Genomic DNA, 14,296 nt, shown 5'->3' on the forward strand with positions numbered 1-14,296 from the left:
CTACACGCCTCTTCTCCCGCGGAGGCGCAAACCCACACTGCGTGGTCACGCCTTCACCCGCGCCATATCAGGATCGTAAAGCGGCGTCAGCGACAGCTTGCAGGGGATCCGTTCCCTGGCGATATCGAGTTCATAGGTGCCGGAGAGGATGAAATCTTCCGTAACGCCGTCGGTATTGCGGACGTAACCATAGCCGATCGGCTTGCCAAGCGTGTACCCGAAGCCGCCACTCGACAGCCAGCCGACGCGTTTGCCGTCGCGATAGATGGTTTCGCGGCCGAGCAGTACGGTATCGGGATCGTCGGGAACGAAGCAGGCGAGGCGCTTCTTCACCCCGCCCGACAACTGCCGCTCGATCGCCTCGCGACCGCGGAAGGGAATGTTCGTCCTGATCTTTACCGCCCAGCCGAGGCCGGCTTCAACAGGCGTGTGATCCGGGCCGATATCCGAGCCCCAGGCGCGATAGCCCTTTTCCAGGCGGCAGCTCTCGATGGCGCGGTAGCCGGCATTGACTAGGCCAAGCTCGCCGCCTGATGCCATCAATACGTCATAGACCGTGGTCGCATATTCAATGGGAATATGCAGTTCGTAGCCGAGCTCGCCGACATAGGTGATGCGCAAGGCCCGCACCGGGCAGCCTGATATGCCGATGGTCCTGACCTGGCCGAAGGGGAAGGCGGCATTCGAGACGTCGCTGCCGGTCACCTGTTCCAGCACGGCGCGTGCATTCGGCCCCATCAGCGACAGCACGCAATAGGCCGAGGTGACATCGACCAGTTCGGCATGCATCTCCGCCGGAATATTGCGGGCGATCCAATTGAAGTCATGGGTGGCGAAACCGGTGCCGGTGACGATATAATATTCGTCCTCGGCGATGCGGGCGACGGTCAGGTCGCATTCGATGCCGCCCTTGTCGTTCAGCATCTGCGTATAGATGAGCGATCCCACAGGCCTTGCGACGTCGTTGGAGGCGATCCAGGAGAGGGCTGCCTCGGCATCGCTGCCCTTCAGCACGAATTTGGCGAAGGAGGTCTGGTCGAAGATGACGGCCGCCTCGCGCACGGCCTTGTGCTCGCGGCCGACGGCCTCGAACCAGTTCTGTCTGCCGTAGCTGTAGATATCCCTCGGCTCCTCGTTGGCGAAGAGATCGGCAAACCAGTTCGGCCGCTCCCAGCCGAGTTTTTCGCCGAAACAGGCGCCTTGCGCCTTCAGCCGGTCATAGAGCGGCGATTTGCGGCAGGGGCGGCCGCTCGAATGTTCCTCAAATGGCCAAGCCATGGTGTAATGCTTGCCATAGGCTTCGAGCGTGCGGGTGCGCACCCAGTCGGTATCGAAATGCGGACGGCCGAAACGGCGGATATCAACCGGCCAGAGATCATAGGGCGGCTCGCCCTTCGTCACCCATTCGGCAAGCGCCATGCCGGCGCCGCCGGCAGAGGCGATGCCGAAGGCGTTGAAGCCGGCGCCGACGAAGAAATTCTTCAGCTCCGGTGCCTCGCCGAGAATGAAGTTGCCGTCAGGCGTAAAACTTTCCGGGCCGTTCAGCAGCTGCTTGACGCCGACATTCTCCAGCGCCGGAACGCGGCCGAGCGCCTGTTCCATGATCTGCTCGAAATGGTCGAAATTGCTGTCGAGCAGCGTGTAGTGGAAACCCTCGGGGATGCCTTTCTCGGCCCAGGCAATGGGGTTCGGTTCGTAGCCGCCCATGACGATGCCGCCGACCTCCTCCTTGTAATAGGTCAGGCGATCGGGATCGCGCAGGGTCGGCAGGTTGGAGGGAACGCCGAAGGATTCGGTGATGATATATTGATGCTCGACCGAGACCAGCGGCACGTTGACGCCGAAGCGGGCAGCGAAGGCGCGTGTCCACTGGCCGGCGCAGACGACGACCCGCTCGCATTCGATGCGCCCCTCAGCGGTAATGACGGAGAGTATCCTCCCCTTGTCGATTTCAAGGTCGAGAACTTCGGTATCCTCGAAGATCGAAACGCCGCACATGCGGGCGCCCTTCGCCAGCGCCTGGGTGATGTCGGAGGGATTGGCCTGGCCGTCTGTGGGAAGGAAGGCGGCGCCGACGAGATCGTCTATTGTCATCAGGGGCCAAAGATCGAAGGCCTCCTGCGGCGTCAGCAACTGCATTTCGAGGCCGAAGGACTGGGCCGTCGTTGCCTGACGCTTGACCTCCGTCCAGCGCTCCTCGTTGCAGGCAAGACGCAGGCCGCCATTCATCTTCCAGCCGGTGCCGAGGCCGGTTTCCTCCTCCAGCCGCTTATAGAGATCGACGGAATAACCGAGCAGCTGGGTGATGTTGGCGCTGCTGCGCAGCTGGCCGACGAGGCCGGCGGCATGGAAGGTGGTGCCCGAGGTGAGCTTCTTACGCTCCAGAAGGACGGTATCGGTCCAGCCGAGCTTGCCGAGATGATAGGCTGTCGAGCAGCCGATGATGCCGCCGCCGATGACCACGGCTTTTGCCGTCTTCGGTAATTGTTTCGTCATTTATCGATCCTGTTCAAAGGCTTGATAGGCGCGTTCGAAGCGCCCGAGATTTTCGGCGGTATAGGCGGCGTAGTCGAATGCGATGGTGGAATGGATTTCCGAAATCATACTCCACAGCGTCTCGCGCAGCAGCGAGGCGCATTTCATCGCGCCATAGCGCCGGCTGAGATCCGATGTCAGCGGCCGGTCGAAATAGGCCTCCAGCATCATTCGCTCGGCGGCTTCCGAAAACTCGTTGTTGGAAGCCAATCCGCCGAGATCGAACAGCGGTGTGTTGAAGCCGGCATAGTCCCAGTCGATCAGCCAGAGCCGCTTGCCGTCGTCGAGAAAATTGGCGGCCAGCAGGTCGTTGTGGCCGAAGGCGATGTCGAACGGCCCTGCCGCTTGTTCCAGCGTCTCGGCCCTGCCGATCAGGGCCGGCAGCAATGGAAGATAGGGGGTGCCCGACTCCTTCAGGCTGGCGGCGTAATCGCGGATGACGTGGAAGACCCAGAAGATCATCGCCTGGCCGCGGAATTGCCGGGCGATGTCGTGATGGCAGGCGTGGATGAGCGGAACGATCCGGGCGAGCATATCAGGTGTCCTGACGTCCTCCGGCGACAGCGCCCGCGCCTCGATATAGTCAAGCACCAGCACGCCGGGCGAATGGTGGATGACGGCAGGCGATATGCCGGCGGCATGCGCCGCGCGGCTTGCGGCAAGCTCGTTCTGGCGACTGATGTGATGGATGGGAATATCGGTGCCGAGCCTCACCACGCAGCGCGCGACGGCATCGCTGACCAGATAGTTCCGGTTGGTGATGCCGCCTGAGATCGGCGAGATTTCGATCGGGCCCTGCCAAATGCCGAGCGCATGAATCCTATCTTCAGGCGTCATGCATCACCCCCCATCACCTTCTCGAAATGATGGGGCAGAGCAGGATCGGCTGTCAAGCAGGGCGGTTAGATCGTCTTTCCAGCGGCGTCGAAGACGTGACAGCGGGCCGGATCGAAGAAGGTCTTCACATTGGCGCCGCGCTCGACCTTCTGCTGGCCGTCGAGAGCGATCGTCAGGAGCTGGCCATCCGGCGTCGTGGTGTAGAGCATAGTGGCGCCGCCGAGATTTTCGACGAGATCGACGTTGACGGTCGACAGCGTGATGGCGCCCTCCGTGAGGGAAAGATGCTCGGGGCGGATGCCGAAGGTGACGTCCTCACCGGCCTCGCCTTTCAATCGGCGTGGCAGGCGGACGGAATTGCCGCAGACATGAATGCTGGTTTCCGTCTCGCCGACCTCTTCGATGCGGGCCTTCAGAAAATTCATCTTCGGGCTGCCGATGAAGCCGGCGACGAAGCGGTTGGCCGGGTTATTGTAGAGATCGAGCGGCGCGCCGACCTGCTCGATGCGGCCGGAGTTGAGCACCACGATCTTGTCGGCCATCGTCATGGCCTCGACCTGGTCATGGGTGACATAGATCATGGTGTTGCCGAGCTGCCGGTGCAGGCGAGAGATCTCGACGCGCATCTGCACGCGCAGCTCGGCGTCGAGGTTCGACAGCGGTTCATCGAACAGGAAGATGCGCGGCTCGCGAACGATGGCCCGGCCGATGGCGACGCGCTGGCGCTGGCCGCCGGAGAGCGCCTTCGGCTTGCGCTCCAGGAGTTTCTCGATCTGCAGGATCTCGGCGGCGCGTTTGACCTTCGGTTGGATCTCGGCCTTCTTGTAACCCGCCGTCTCCAGGCCGAAGGCAAGGTTCTTGTAGACCGACATATGCGGATAGAGGGCGTAGGACTGGAAGACCATGGCGATGCCGCGTTTGGCGGGCGCCACCTCGTTCATGCGCTCGTTGTCGAGCAGCAGCCCGCCGCCCGAGATTTCCTCGAGACCGGCGATCATGCGCAGAAGGGTCGATTTTCCGCAGCCGGATGGACCGACGAAAACGACGAATTCGCCGGGATCGATCGTCAGGTCGATGCCATGGATCACATCCATCGCGCCGTAGCGCTTCTCGACCTTCTGAAGAACGACACTGGTTGCCATCTTCTCAAAACCCCTCTCGTTTCATTTATCGGTTACTTCGTTCTTGCGCGCCAATCGGCGTATTTCGGACTGTCGGGGCCGACCGGCAGCGGCACTTCGGCGCCGCTGTCGGAAGACTGGTAGATGGCGGTGACGAGTTCCAGCGCCCGGCGCGCATCCACCGTCGTCACCGGCAGCGGCCCCTGGCCGCTGAGGAAGGCGTGGAACTGGCCCATCTGGGTGGTGAAACGCGGCGCGACCGGCTGCCAGTCGGCAATCACCCGGTCAATCTGCCCCCGAACGTCGTCATTGGCGGCGATGATCTTCCAGGGGTCCTTGCCCGGCGTATAGGGCTCATGGCTGCTTTCGAAGGTCACATTCTCGAAGTGCAGCCTCAGCCGGCTCAACTGTTCCTGCGAACCCAGCGTGCAGGACAGCGAGACGAAGGCGCCGCTTTCCATCAGCAGGCTGGCGGAGGCGCAATCCTCGACCTCGATGTCGTTGACGCGGGTGGCGACACGGCCGAAGACCCTTGCTGCCGGGCCCATCAGATGCATCATCATGTCGTGCAGATGCAGCGCATGGGTGACGAGCACGCCGCCGAGTTCCGTCGCCCATTTGCCGCGCCAGGGCACGGCATAATATTCGGGTTTGCGCAGCCAGAAGGTTTCGACCGAGGCCGTATAGGCTTTGCCGGCAATGCCGGCGTCGATGATCCGCTTGGCCTTCTGGATGCCGTCGCCGTAGCGATACTGGAAGATCGGCATCAGCACGCCTTTTGCAGTCTTTTCCGCCGCCATGATGGTATCGACGGCGGCGAGCGATCCGGTCAGCGGCTTTTCGCAAACGACATGTTTGCCGGCGGCAAGGGCAGCCACCACCTGCTCCAGATGCACCCCGGGCGGGGTGCAGATATCGATGATGTCGATTGTGTCGTCGGCAAGCAGCTCGGCAAAGGAGGTGGTGCGCCGTTCGATGCCGAACTCGTCGCCGACTGCCGCCAGGCGCTCTCCGTTCAGGTCGCAGATCGCCACGACCTTGAATTTGTCGGCATGCGGCAGATAACCTTCGACAATGTGGGAGCGGCCAATGCCGCAGCCGACGATTGCGACCGTTCTGATGCTCATGTCGCTCTTTCCCGTTGCCGCCATCAACGCTTCATGCCCGTCGTGGCGATGCCCTCGATCAGCAGGCGCTGAAAGAACAGGAAGAAGAAGAACACCGGCACCAGCGTCAGCGTCGACATGGCGAACAAGCCGCCCCAATCCGATGCGCTGGTGGAATCGACGAAGGTGCGCAGGCCGAGCTGGATCGTATAGGTGTTCATGTCGTTCAGGTAGATCAGCGGGCCGAAGAAATCGTCCCAGGTCCAGATGAAGGAGAAGATGGCAGCCGTCGCCAAGACCGGCAGCGACAGCGGCAGCATGATCTTCCAGTAAATGCGCCAGGCGCTGCAGCCGTCCATCATGGCAGCTTCGTCGAGTTCGCGCGGGATGCCGCGGAAGAACTGCACCATCAGGAAGATGAAGAAGGCATCGCTTGCCAGGAACTTCGGCACGACGAGCGGCAGGATGGTGTTGACCCAGCCGAGGTTGAGGAAGAGCACATATTGCGGGATCAGCGTCACGTGATAGGGGATCATCAGCGTGCCGAGCATGATCGCGAACCAGAAATTGCGGCCGGCAAAACGCAGCCGGGCAAAGGCGAAAGCCGTCAGCGAACAGGCGATGACATTGCCGGTCACCACCAGCACCGAGATGACGAGCGAATTCCAGAAGAACCGGCCGAAGCTGACATCGAGGCCGACCCAGCCGCGCGCGTAGGAGGAGAAATCGATCGACGACGGAATAAGCGAGGTCGACGAGAAGATCTCGGTTTCCGGCCTGACCGATGCCGAAACCATCCACAACAGCGGATAGACCATCAGAAGCGATGCGGCGATCAGCAGGGCGTGGATGACAAGCGACGCCGGCAGGCTCCGTTTGGTGATATCAGATGGCGGCCTGGCCGCAGTGACGGAAGCGGTCATCTCAGTCATCGTAATGCACCCAATAACGCGAGGTCAGGAAAGAGAAAGCGGTGAAGACGGCGATGATCAGCACCAGGATCCAGGCGAGCGCCGAGGCATAGCCCATGCGGAAATTGCCGAAGGCTTCCTGATAGAGGTAGAGCGTGTAGAACAGCGTCGAGTTGATCGGACCGCCCGTGCCGCCGGAGATGATGAAGGCGGGTGTGAAAGCCTTGAAGGCATCAATGGTCTGGACGACGGCGTTGAAGAAGATCACCGGCGTCAAAAGCGGCAGGGTGATCTTGTAGAATTGGCGGAATTTCGAGGCGCCATCGAGGCTTGCGGCCTCATACATATCCTGGGGAATCTGGCGCAAGCCGGCGAGGAAAATAATCATCGGCGAGCCGAACTGCCAGACCGACAGAGCCACCAGCGTATAGATCGAATAGTTCGGATGCGAGATCCAGCTCGGACCTTCGATGCCGAACTGCGAGAGTGCGGCATTGACGAGACCATCGCTGGCGAAAAGCTGGCGCCAGAGCACGGCGATCGCCACGCTGCCGCCCAGCAAGGAAGGGAGGTAGAAGATGGCGCGATAGAAGGTCAGTCCGCGCAGGCCGCGGTCCAGCGCCATGGCGACCAGCAAAGCGAAGGTCAGTTTGAACGGCACCGAGAAGACAACATACGTCAGGGTGACGTGCATCGCGGCCGAGAATTTCGGATCCGCCGTGGCGATGCGCACGTAATTCGCCATTCCCACCCACCGCGGCGACTGCAGCATGTCGAAGTCGGTGAAGGAGAGGTAAAGCGAAATCAGGGCCGGCCCGAGCGTCAGCCCGAAAAAGCCGATAAGCCATGGCAGGAGGAAGAGATAGCCGGAAGCATTGGCATTCCAGAGACGCCGGAAGCGTCCTTCGGCCACGGCCCCCTGATATCTTTCGACATTTATGGCCCCTGCGGGCGTGCGCATCGCATTGCTCATACGGGATCAGCCTCGTGCGAGAATCTGCGTGATTTCGGTGACCAACTGTTTGCCGCCATCGGCGGGAGACAGCTGTCCGAAACCGACCTGTTCGGCGATGTTTCGCAGCATCAGCTCGCCTTCACCGGCGCCGGCCGGCGGCGGCGGCGGCAATTTGCCGGCGAGATCGCCGAGACCGCTGACATAGGCCAATGCAACCTTGCCATTCTCATCGAGCTTCTGCGCGACAACCTCGCGCATGGCGGCCGATTCCGGAATGCCGCGTTCGACATCCAAGAGCAGCACTGCCTCGGGATTCTTGACGAAGAAGTTGATGTAGTCCACGGCCAGGTCGATCGCTTTCGACTGGGCCGAAACAGAGAAGAACATCGAAGGCTTGCGATAGTGGCCGCCCTTCGAATCCGACTTGATGCGCATATAGTTGGTAAGCGCCAGCTTGTCCTTGTTCATGGCCTGATAGGCGACGAACTGATTGGAATGGGCAAAACCGGCCGCAGATTTGCCGAGCGACACTGTATTGGTTTCGATATCGTTCTTGTCGAGAGCCTGGATATCGGCGGGAACGCAGGCGCCGGCCTCACGGAACTTGGCCCACATATCGTACCATTCCGATGCGTCGTCGACGCCGAAGCCGATCTTGCCGTCGGCGGTATAGAGCGCCTTGCCGCGCTGACGCAGCCAGTTTTCGAACAGAGGTTCGCCGCCGCTGCCGTCGGCGAGACCGAACATGCCTTTGCGCTTGCCGGCCTTGGTGATCTCGGCGCCCATGCGTGCAAACTCATCCCAGGTGGTCGCCTGCGTCGGCAGATCGACCCCGGCCTCCTTGAAGGCGGTGGTGTTCAGAACCGTCGCGGCCGAATTCGCGCCGAGGCTGACGCCATAGAGATGGCCGTCGACACTGCCGCCATCGATCTGCGCCTTGTCGAAATCGTCGAGGTTGAGCTTAGCCGGCATGTAGGATTCAAGCGGCGCAAGAGCGCCGCGACGCGCGTACTGAACGATATAGCGGTAGTCCATCTGGATGACGTCAGGCGCATTGCGGCCGGCAACCTGGGTCGCAAGGCGCGGCCAGTAATCGCCCCAGCCGAGGAATTCGCCGGTGATCGAGGTACCGGCATTCTTCGACTGATAGAGCTGCGAAACCTTGTTAGTGCGGTCGGCGCGCGGCTGCGAGCCCCACCACAGGAGGCGCAAGCGCTTTTCCTGTGCAAAAGCGCTGGTTCCGAGCGCCGAGAGCGAAAGAAGCGTTGCGCCTCCCGCCAAGAAATTACGTCTGCTTATACGTAGGCTCATTTTTTCCTCCTCCAAAGGGGAAGCGCCTCCACACGCTTCCGATGTAGTTACTCTTGCATAAATAACTAATTGGTTACAAGCTACGAGCAAAGCGGCAAGCCTGTCAAGCGGGGTGTCGGTTCTTGCTCGCCGCCCTTCTAAAATTCGGTTTTTACAATTTCGCACCGAAGGCTTATGAGCGCAACATGCGAGACGGAGGGGAAACGATGAACGACAACGGCCAAAACGGGGAGAAGAAAAAATCCCGGCGCCCATCTCAGGAACGCACGGCGCAACGCGATCCGGAGCGGACGCGCGCCGCGATCCTGGAAGCGGCCACCCGGGAATTTGCCGAAAACGGCATGGGCGGAGCCCGCGTCGACGCCATCGCCGAGCGCGCCGGCACCAACAAGCGCATGCTCTACCATTATTTCGGCGACAAGGAGCAGCTCTATCTCCGCGTGCTCGAAGAGGCCTATGTCGGCATCCGCACCGCCGAGCGCGCGCTCCATATCGGTGACCGCAGCCCGGAGGAAGGCATCGGGGAACTGGCGCTCTTCACCTGGCGTTATTTTCTCCAGCACCCGGAATTCCTCAGCCTGCTCGGCACGGAAAACCTGCATCGGGCCCGTTGGCTGCGCCAATCCGTCCGGCTCAAGGAACTGCATTCGCATCTGATCGGCGAGCTTTCGGACGTCCTCGAGCGGGGAAAGAAGCAAGGCGTCTTCGTCGAGAGCGCCGATCCGCTGCACGTCTATCTGACGATCGCCTCGCTCGGCTATTTCTACCTGTCCAACCAGTACACGCTTTCGACGATCTTCGGCCGCGACCTGATCGAGCCAAACCATCTCAATGCCTGGGAAAGACATATCGTCCACGTGACGCTCGCCTCGATCAAGCACTGAATTCTGAAATCAGGATTTGACTATTGACAGCCTCGCCGCTCTTCTGCCATCAAGTAACTGTTTAGTTACCGGCTTGGGAGGGCCCGGCTTGATGCCCGCTCGCGCCGCAAAAGATTCCAGGGAGGAAAACATGGCACGCTTGGGGATCATCTTACACGGCGTTACCGGCCGCATGGGGTACAATCAGCACCTGGTGCGTTCGATCCTCGCCTTCCGCGACCAGGGCGGCATCACGCTGAAATCGGGCGAGAAGCTAGAAATCGACCCGATCATCGTCGGCCGCAACGGCGCCAAGATGGAAGAGCTGGCGAAGAAGCATAACATCAAGCGCTGGTCGACCGATCTCGATGCCGCTCTCGCCAACCCCGACGACACGATCTTCTTCGACGCCGGCACCACGCTGATGCGCGCCGAACTTCTGTCCCGGGCGCTCGATGCCGGCAAGCATGTCTATTGCGAAAAGCCGATTTCCGACGACCTGCAGGTGGCGATCGATCTTGCCCGCAAGGCGCGCGGCTCCGGGCTCAAACACGGCGTGGTGCAGGACAAGCTCTTCCTTCCCGGCTTGCGCAAGCTGGCGCTGCTCAGGGATTCCGGCTTCTTCGGCAAGATCCTCTCGGTGCGCGGCGAATTCGGCTATTGGGTTTTCGAAGGCGATTGGGGCGTGCCGGCCCAGCGTCCCTCCTGGAACTACCGCAAGGGCGACGGCGGCGGCATCATCCTCGACATGCTCTGCCACTGGCGCTACGTGCTCGACAATCTGTTCGGCGAGGTGAAGGCCGTCTCCTGCCTCGGGGCCACGCATATTCCGCAGCGCATCGACGAGCAGGGCAAACCTTATGACTGCGACACCGACGACGCGGCCTATGCGACCTTCGAGCTCGACGGCGGCGCGATCGCCCAGATCAACTCCTCCTGGGCCGTGCGTGTGCGCCGCGACGACCTCGTCACCTTCCAGGTCGACGGCACCCATGGTTCGGCCGTCGCCGGCCTGACGAAATGCTGGAGCCAGCACCGGGTCAACACGCCGAAGCCGGTGTGGAATCCTGACCAGCCGCAGACGATCGACTTCTACAAGACCTGGGACGAGGTTCCAGATACGCAGGCTTTCGACAACGGTTTCAAGGTGCAATGGGAAATGTTCATCCGCCATGTCGTCGAAGACGCGCCGTGGCCCTATGGGCTGGAAGCCGGCGCCAAGGGCGTGCAGCTGGCCGAACTCGGCCTGAAATCCTGGGCCGAACGCCGCTGGCTCGATGTTCCCGCATTGGAGTTCTGAACCGTGACGACGATCAATCTCCCGCTGGACGGCAAGATCGTCCCCTACACGCTGACCGGAACGCCGATCGAACTGAAAAAACGCGACGCCAAGGCTTTTCCGCGCATCGCCTTTGCCGCCGCCCATGTCGTCGCCGATCCGCTCGCCGACAACGATCCCTGGCTGACGCCGGCGATCGACTGGGAGCGGACGCTCGCCTTCCGCCACCGGCTCTGGGATCTCGGCCTCGGCGTTGCCGAAGCGATGGATACGGCGCAGCGCGGCATGGGCCTCGGCTGGCCGGAAGCGCGCGACCTCATCCGGCGGGCGCTTGGCGAAGCGGCCGGCCGCAAGGATGCGCTGATCGCCTGCGGCGCCGGCACCGACCATGTGACGCCGGGACCCGACGTGACCGTCGATACCATTCTCAGAGCCTATGAGGAGCAGATCGAAACGGTGGAGGCGGCTGGCGGCCGCATCATCCTGATGGCGAGCCGGGCGCTTGCCGTCACGGCCAAGGGACCGGACGATTATGTCAGGGTCTATGACCGCATCCTTCGCCAGGTCAAGGAACCCGTTATCATCCATTGGCTGGGAGAAATGTTCGATCCGGCGCTCGAGGGATACTGGGGCAATGGCGACCACCTGAAGGCGATGAAAACCTGCCTTGACGTGATCGAAGCCAACGCCGCCAAGGTCGACGGCATCAAGATCTCGCTGCTTTCCAAAGAAAAGGAAGTGGCGATGCGCCGGCAGTTGCCTGAGGCCGTGCGCATGTATACCGGCGACGACTTCAACTATGCCGAATTGATCGCCGGCGACGAAGAGGGCCATTCCGATGCGCTGCTCGGCATTTTCGATGCGATCGCGCCGGCAGCGTCTGCTGCGCTCGACGCGCTCGGCCGCAGGAGCAACCACGAATTCTTCGACCTGCTCGAGCCGACCGTGCCGCTGTCACGCCACATCTTCAAGGCGCCGACGCGTTTCTACAAGACCGGCGTCGTCTTCCTCGCCTATCTCAACGGCCTGCAGGATCATTTCGTCATGGTCGGCGGCCAGCAGAGCACCCGCTCCCTGACGCATCTGGCAGAGCTCTTCCGCTTGGCCGACAAGGCGCGGGTGCTGGCCGATCCAGAACTGGCAACGGCGCGCATGCGCCAAGTGCTTGCCGTCAACGGCGTTCACTGATCTCGGTCACGGCGATGGGAGGAAAATGACATGCAGGTCGAAGGACTTTCGATCAATCTGGCGACGGTCCGCGAGCAATGCGGTTTTGCCGAAGCCGTCGACATCTGCCTGAAGCACGGCATCACCTCGATCGCGCCCTGGCGCGACCAGGTCGCCAAGGCCGGACTCGACGAAGCGGTCAGGATCGTCAAATCGAATGGCATCAAGCTGACCGGGCTTTGCCGCGGCGGCTTCTTTCCGGCGGCAAACGACGCCGACTGGCAGAAGAATCTCGACGACAACAAGCGGGCGATCGACGAGGCAGCAGCATTCTCAGCCGACTGCCTGGTGCTCGTCGTCGGTGGGTTGCCGGGCGCTTCGAGGGACATTGTCGCGGCCCGCCAGATGGTGTTCGACGGCATTGCCGCGGTGCTGCCGCATGCCCAGGCATCAGGCGTGAAGCTTGCCATCGAGCCGCTGCATCCGATGTATGCGGCCGACCGGTCTTGCGTGAACACGCTCGGCCAGGCGCTCGACATGTGCGAGCCGCTCGGCGAGGATGTCGGCGTCGCGATCGACGTCTACCATGTCTGGTGGGATCCCGATCTTGCCAACCAGATCGCCCGCGCCGGACGTATGAAACGGATCTTTGCCCACCACATCTGCGACTGGCAGGTGCCGACCAAGGACATGCTGCTCGACCGCGGCATGATGGGCGATGGCGTCATCGATCTCAAGGGCATAAGACGGATGATCGAGGCGGCCGGTTTCTTCGGGGCGCAGGAAGTGGAGATCTTTTCGGCAGAGACCTGGTGGAAACGCCCGGCCGACGAGGTGATCGCCACCTGCGTCGAGCGGTTCAAAAGTTGCTGCCAGATCTGATTTTTCAATATTCGTTTCATCACGCATGCAGGAGGATCATTCGATGGAGAAACGCCGTTTTGCCCTGATCGGCACAGGAAACCGCGGCACCACCATGTGGGGCAAGGATCTGCTGGCCGGCTGGCGCGAACATGTCGACCTCACAGCCATCGTCGAGACAAATTCATTGCGCGGCGAGCGCGCCCGCAACATGATCGGCAGCAATGCGCCGCTCTATGAAAACATCAATTCCATGCTCGCCGAGCAGAAACCGGATCTGGTCATCGTCTGCACGCCCGACCATACGCATGACGATATCGTCGTGCGGGCGCTGGAGGCCGGTATCGACGTCATTACCGAAAAGCCGATGACTACCTCGGTCGAGAAAATTCGCCGAATTCTCGATGCCGAAAAGCGCACCGGCCGCCGCGTCGACGTCTCCTTCAACTATCGCTACGCGCCAACGGCCGCAAAGATCAAGGAGCTGTTGAACAGCGGCGAGATCGGTCGAGTGACCTCCGTCGATTTTCACTGGTATCTCAACACCAAGCATGGCGCCGACTACTTCCGACGCTGGCATGCCTATACGGAAAATTCCGGCAGCCTGTTCGTCCACAAGGCGACGCATCATTTCGATCTGTTGAACTGGTATCTCGACAGCGATCCCGACGCCGTCACCTCCTTCGCCGACCTGCAGAACTACGGCGGCAAGGGCCCGTTCCGCGGACCGCGCTGCAAGCTCTGTCCGCACGCGCATGAATGCGACTACTATCTCGATATCGAAAAGGATTCCTTTCTCGATCAGCTCTATGAAGATCCGTCGAAGATTGACGGCTATTTTCGCGACGGCTGCGTCTTCCGCGAGGACATCGATATTCCCGATACGATGGTGGTCAGCCTGCGTTACCGCAACAATGTCCATGTCTCCTATTCGCTGAACACCTTCCAGCCGATCGAAGGCCATCACCTTGCCTTCAACGGTACCAAGGGACGCATCGAAATTCGCCAGTATGAGACCCAGCCGTGGGAAGAGCCGAAGCAGGACACGATCCTGCTCATCCGCAATTTCCCGAACGGCAAGGAGGCGGTCGAGCGCATCATCGTTCCGCATTTCACCGGCGGCCATTACGGCGGCGACGACCGGATGCGCAACATGATCTTCAAGCCCGACATGGAAGACCGTCTCGGCCAGCGCGCCGGCACGCGGGCCGGCGCCATGTCCGTGCTCTGCGGCATTGCCGCGCTGACGAGCTCACGCACCGGCAAGGTGGTCAATATCTCCGATCTGATGCCTGAGCTTGCCGATGACGGGTCGCCGAATTCGTTGAAAACAGCGCGCTGATAGCTAAG

General features: G+C 61.4%; 12 protein-coding genes. 5 read left to right on the plus strand and 7 right to left on the minus strand.

Annotated elements, in window-relative coordinates; all coding sequences use genetic code 11:
* Window positions 1-45: 45 nt before the first annotated feature.
* The 7 genes from K6N12_RS13855 to K6N12_RS13885 form a co-directional block, all read right to left on the minus strand.
* Entirely contained in the window at window positions 46-2,496 is a 2,451-nt protein-coding gene (locus K6N12_RS13855) for a GcvT family protein (RefSeq protein WP_097628450.1), read from the minus strand.
* Complete coding sequence (locus tag K6N12_RS13860; protein ID WP_097628451.1) at window positions 2,497-3,372, minus strand: phosphotransferase; 876 nt, start codon at window positions 3,370-3,372, stop codon at window positions 2,497-2,499.
* A 65-nt stretch (window positions 3,373-3,437) separates the two neighbouring features.
* Window positions 3,438-4,514, minus strand: a complete 1,077-nt coding sequence (locus tag K6N12_RS13865; RefSeq protein WP_097628452.1) for an ABC transporter ATP-binding protein — start codon at window positions 4,512-4,514, stop codon at window positions 3,438-3,440.
* Between the two features lie 32 nt (window positions 4,515-4,546).
* Window positions 4,547-5,644 (minus strand): Gfo/Idh/MocA family protein, encoded by a 1,098-nt coding sequence (locus tag K6N12_RS13870; RefSeq protein ID WP_183781807.1) that lies wholly within the window; start codon window positions 5,642-5,644, stop codon window positions 4,547-4,549.
* The gene (locus tag K6N12_RS13875) at window positions 5,644-6,531 is read right to left on the minus strand and encodes a carbohydrate ABC transporter permease (RefSeq protein ID WP_097628453.1); all 888 of its coding nucleotides are present in this window, start codon (window positions 6,529-6,531) and stop codon (window positions 5,644-5,646) included. Before K6N12_RS13875 ends, K6N12_RS13870 begins: the two co-directional genes overlap by 1 nt.
* Window positions 6,524-7,483, minus strand: a complete 960-nt coding sequence (locus tag K6N12_RS13880) for a carbohydrate ABC transporter permease (RefSeq protein ID WP_097628454.1) — start codon at window positions 7,481-7,483, stop codon at window positions 6,524-6,526. Before K6N12_RS13880 ends, K6N12_RS13875 begins: the two co-directional genes overlap by 8 nt.
* Window positions 7,484-7,489: 6 nt before the next feature.
* The gene (locus tag K6N12_RS13885) at window positions 7,490-8,776 is read right to left on the minus strand and encodes an ABC transporter substrate-binding protein (protein ID WP_097628455.1); all 1,287 of its coding nucleotides are present in this window, start codon (window positions 8,774-8,776) and stop codon (window positions 7,490-7,492) included.
* Window positions 8,777-8,982: 206 nt separating this feature from the next.
* Here K6N12_RS13885 and K6N12_RS13890 point away from each other — a divergent pair, with 206 nt between their 5' ends.
* The 5 genes from K6N12_RS13890 to K6N12_RS13910 all read left to right on the plus strand — a co-directional run bounded on the left by K6N12_RS13890 (window position 8,983) and on the right by K6N12_RS13910 (window position 14,288).
* Entirely contained in the window at window positions 8,983-9,660 is a 678-nt protein-coding gene (locus K6N12_RS13890) for a TetR/AcrR family transcriptional regulator (protein ID WP_097628488.1), read from the plus strand.
* A 130-nt stretch (window positions 9,661-9,790) separates the two neighbouring features.
* Entirely contained in the window at window positions 9,791-10,939 is a 1,149-nt protein-coding gene (locus tag K6N12_RS13895; protein WP_097628456.1) for a Gfo/Idh/MocA family protein, read from the plus strand.
* Window positions 10,940-10,942: 3 nt separating this feature from the next.
* Window positions 10,943-12,106: a dihydrodipicolinate synthase family protein gene (locus K6N12_RS13900; RefSeq protein WP_097628457.1), complete on the plus strand. Its 1,164-nt coding sequence runs from the start codon at window positions 10,943-10,945 to the stop codon at window positions 12,104-12,106.
* 30 nt (window positions 12,107-12,136) lie between these two features.
* Window positions 12,137-12,967 carry a sugar phosphate isomerase/epimerase family protein gene (locus K6N12_RS13905; protein WP_097628458.1) on the plus strand — a complete coding sequence of 277 codons (831 nt, stop codon included), beginning with the start codon at window positions 12,137-12,139 and terminating at the stop codon, window positions 12,965-12,967.
* Between the two features lie 43 nt (window positions 12,968-13,010).
* Window positions 13,011-14,288, plus strand: a complete 1,278-nt coding sequence (locus tag K6N12_RS13910) for a Gfo/Idh/MocA family protein (RefSeq protein ID WP_097628459.1) — start codon at window positions 13,011-13,013, stop codon at window positions 14,286-14,288.
* Window positions 14,289-14,296 lie beyond the last annotated feature (8 nt).

The organism is Rhizobium redzepovicii (assembly GCF_019793435.1).
GTDB lineage: Bacteria > Pseudomonadota > Alphaproteobacteria > Rhizobiales > Rhizobiaceae > Rhizobium > Rhizobium redzepovicii.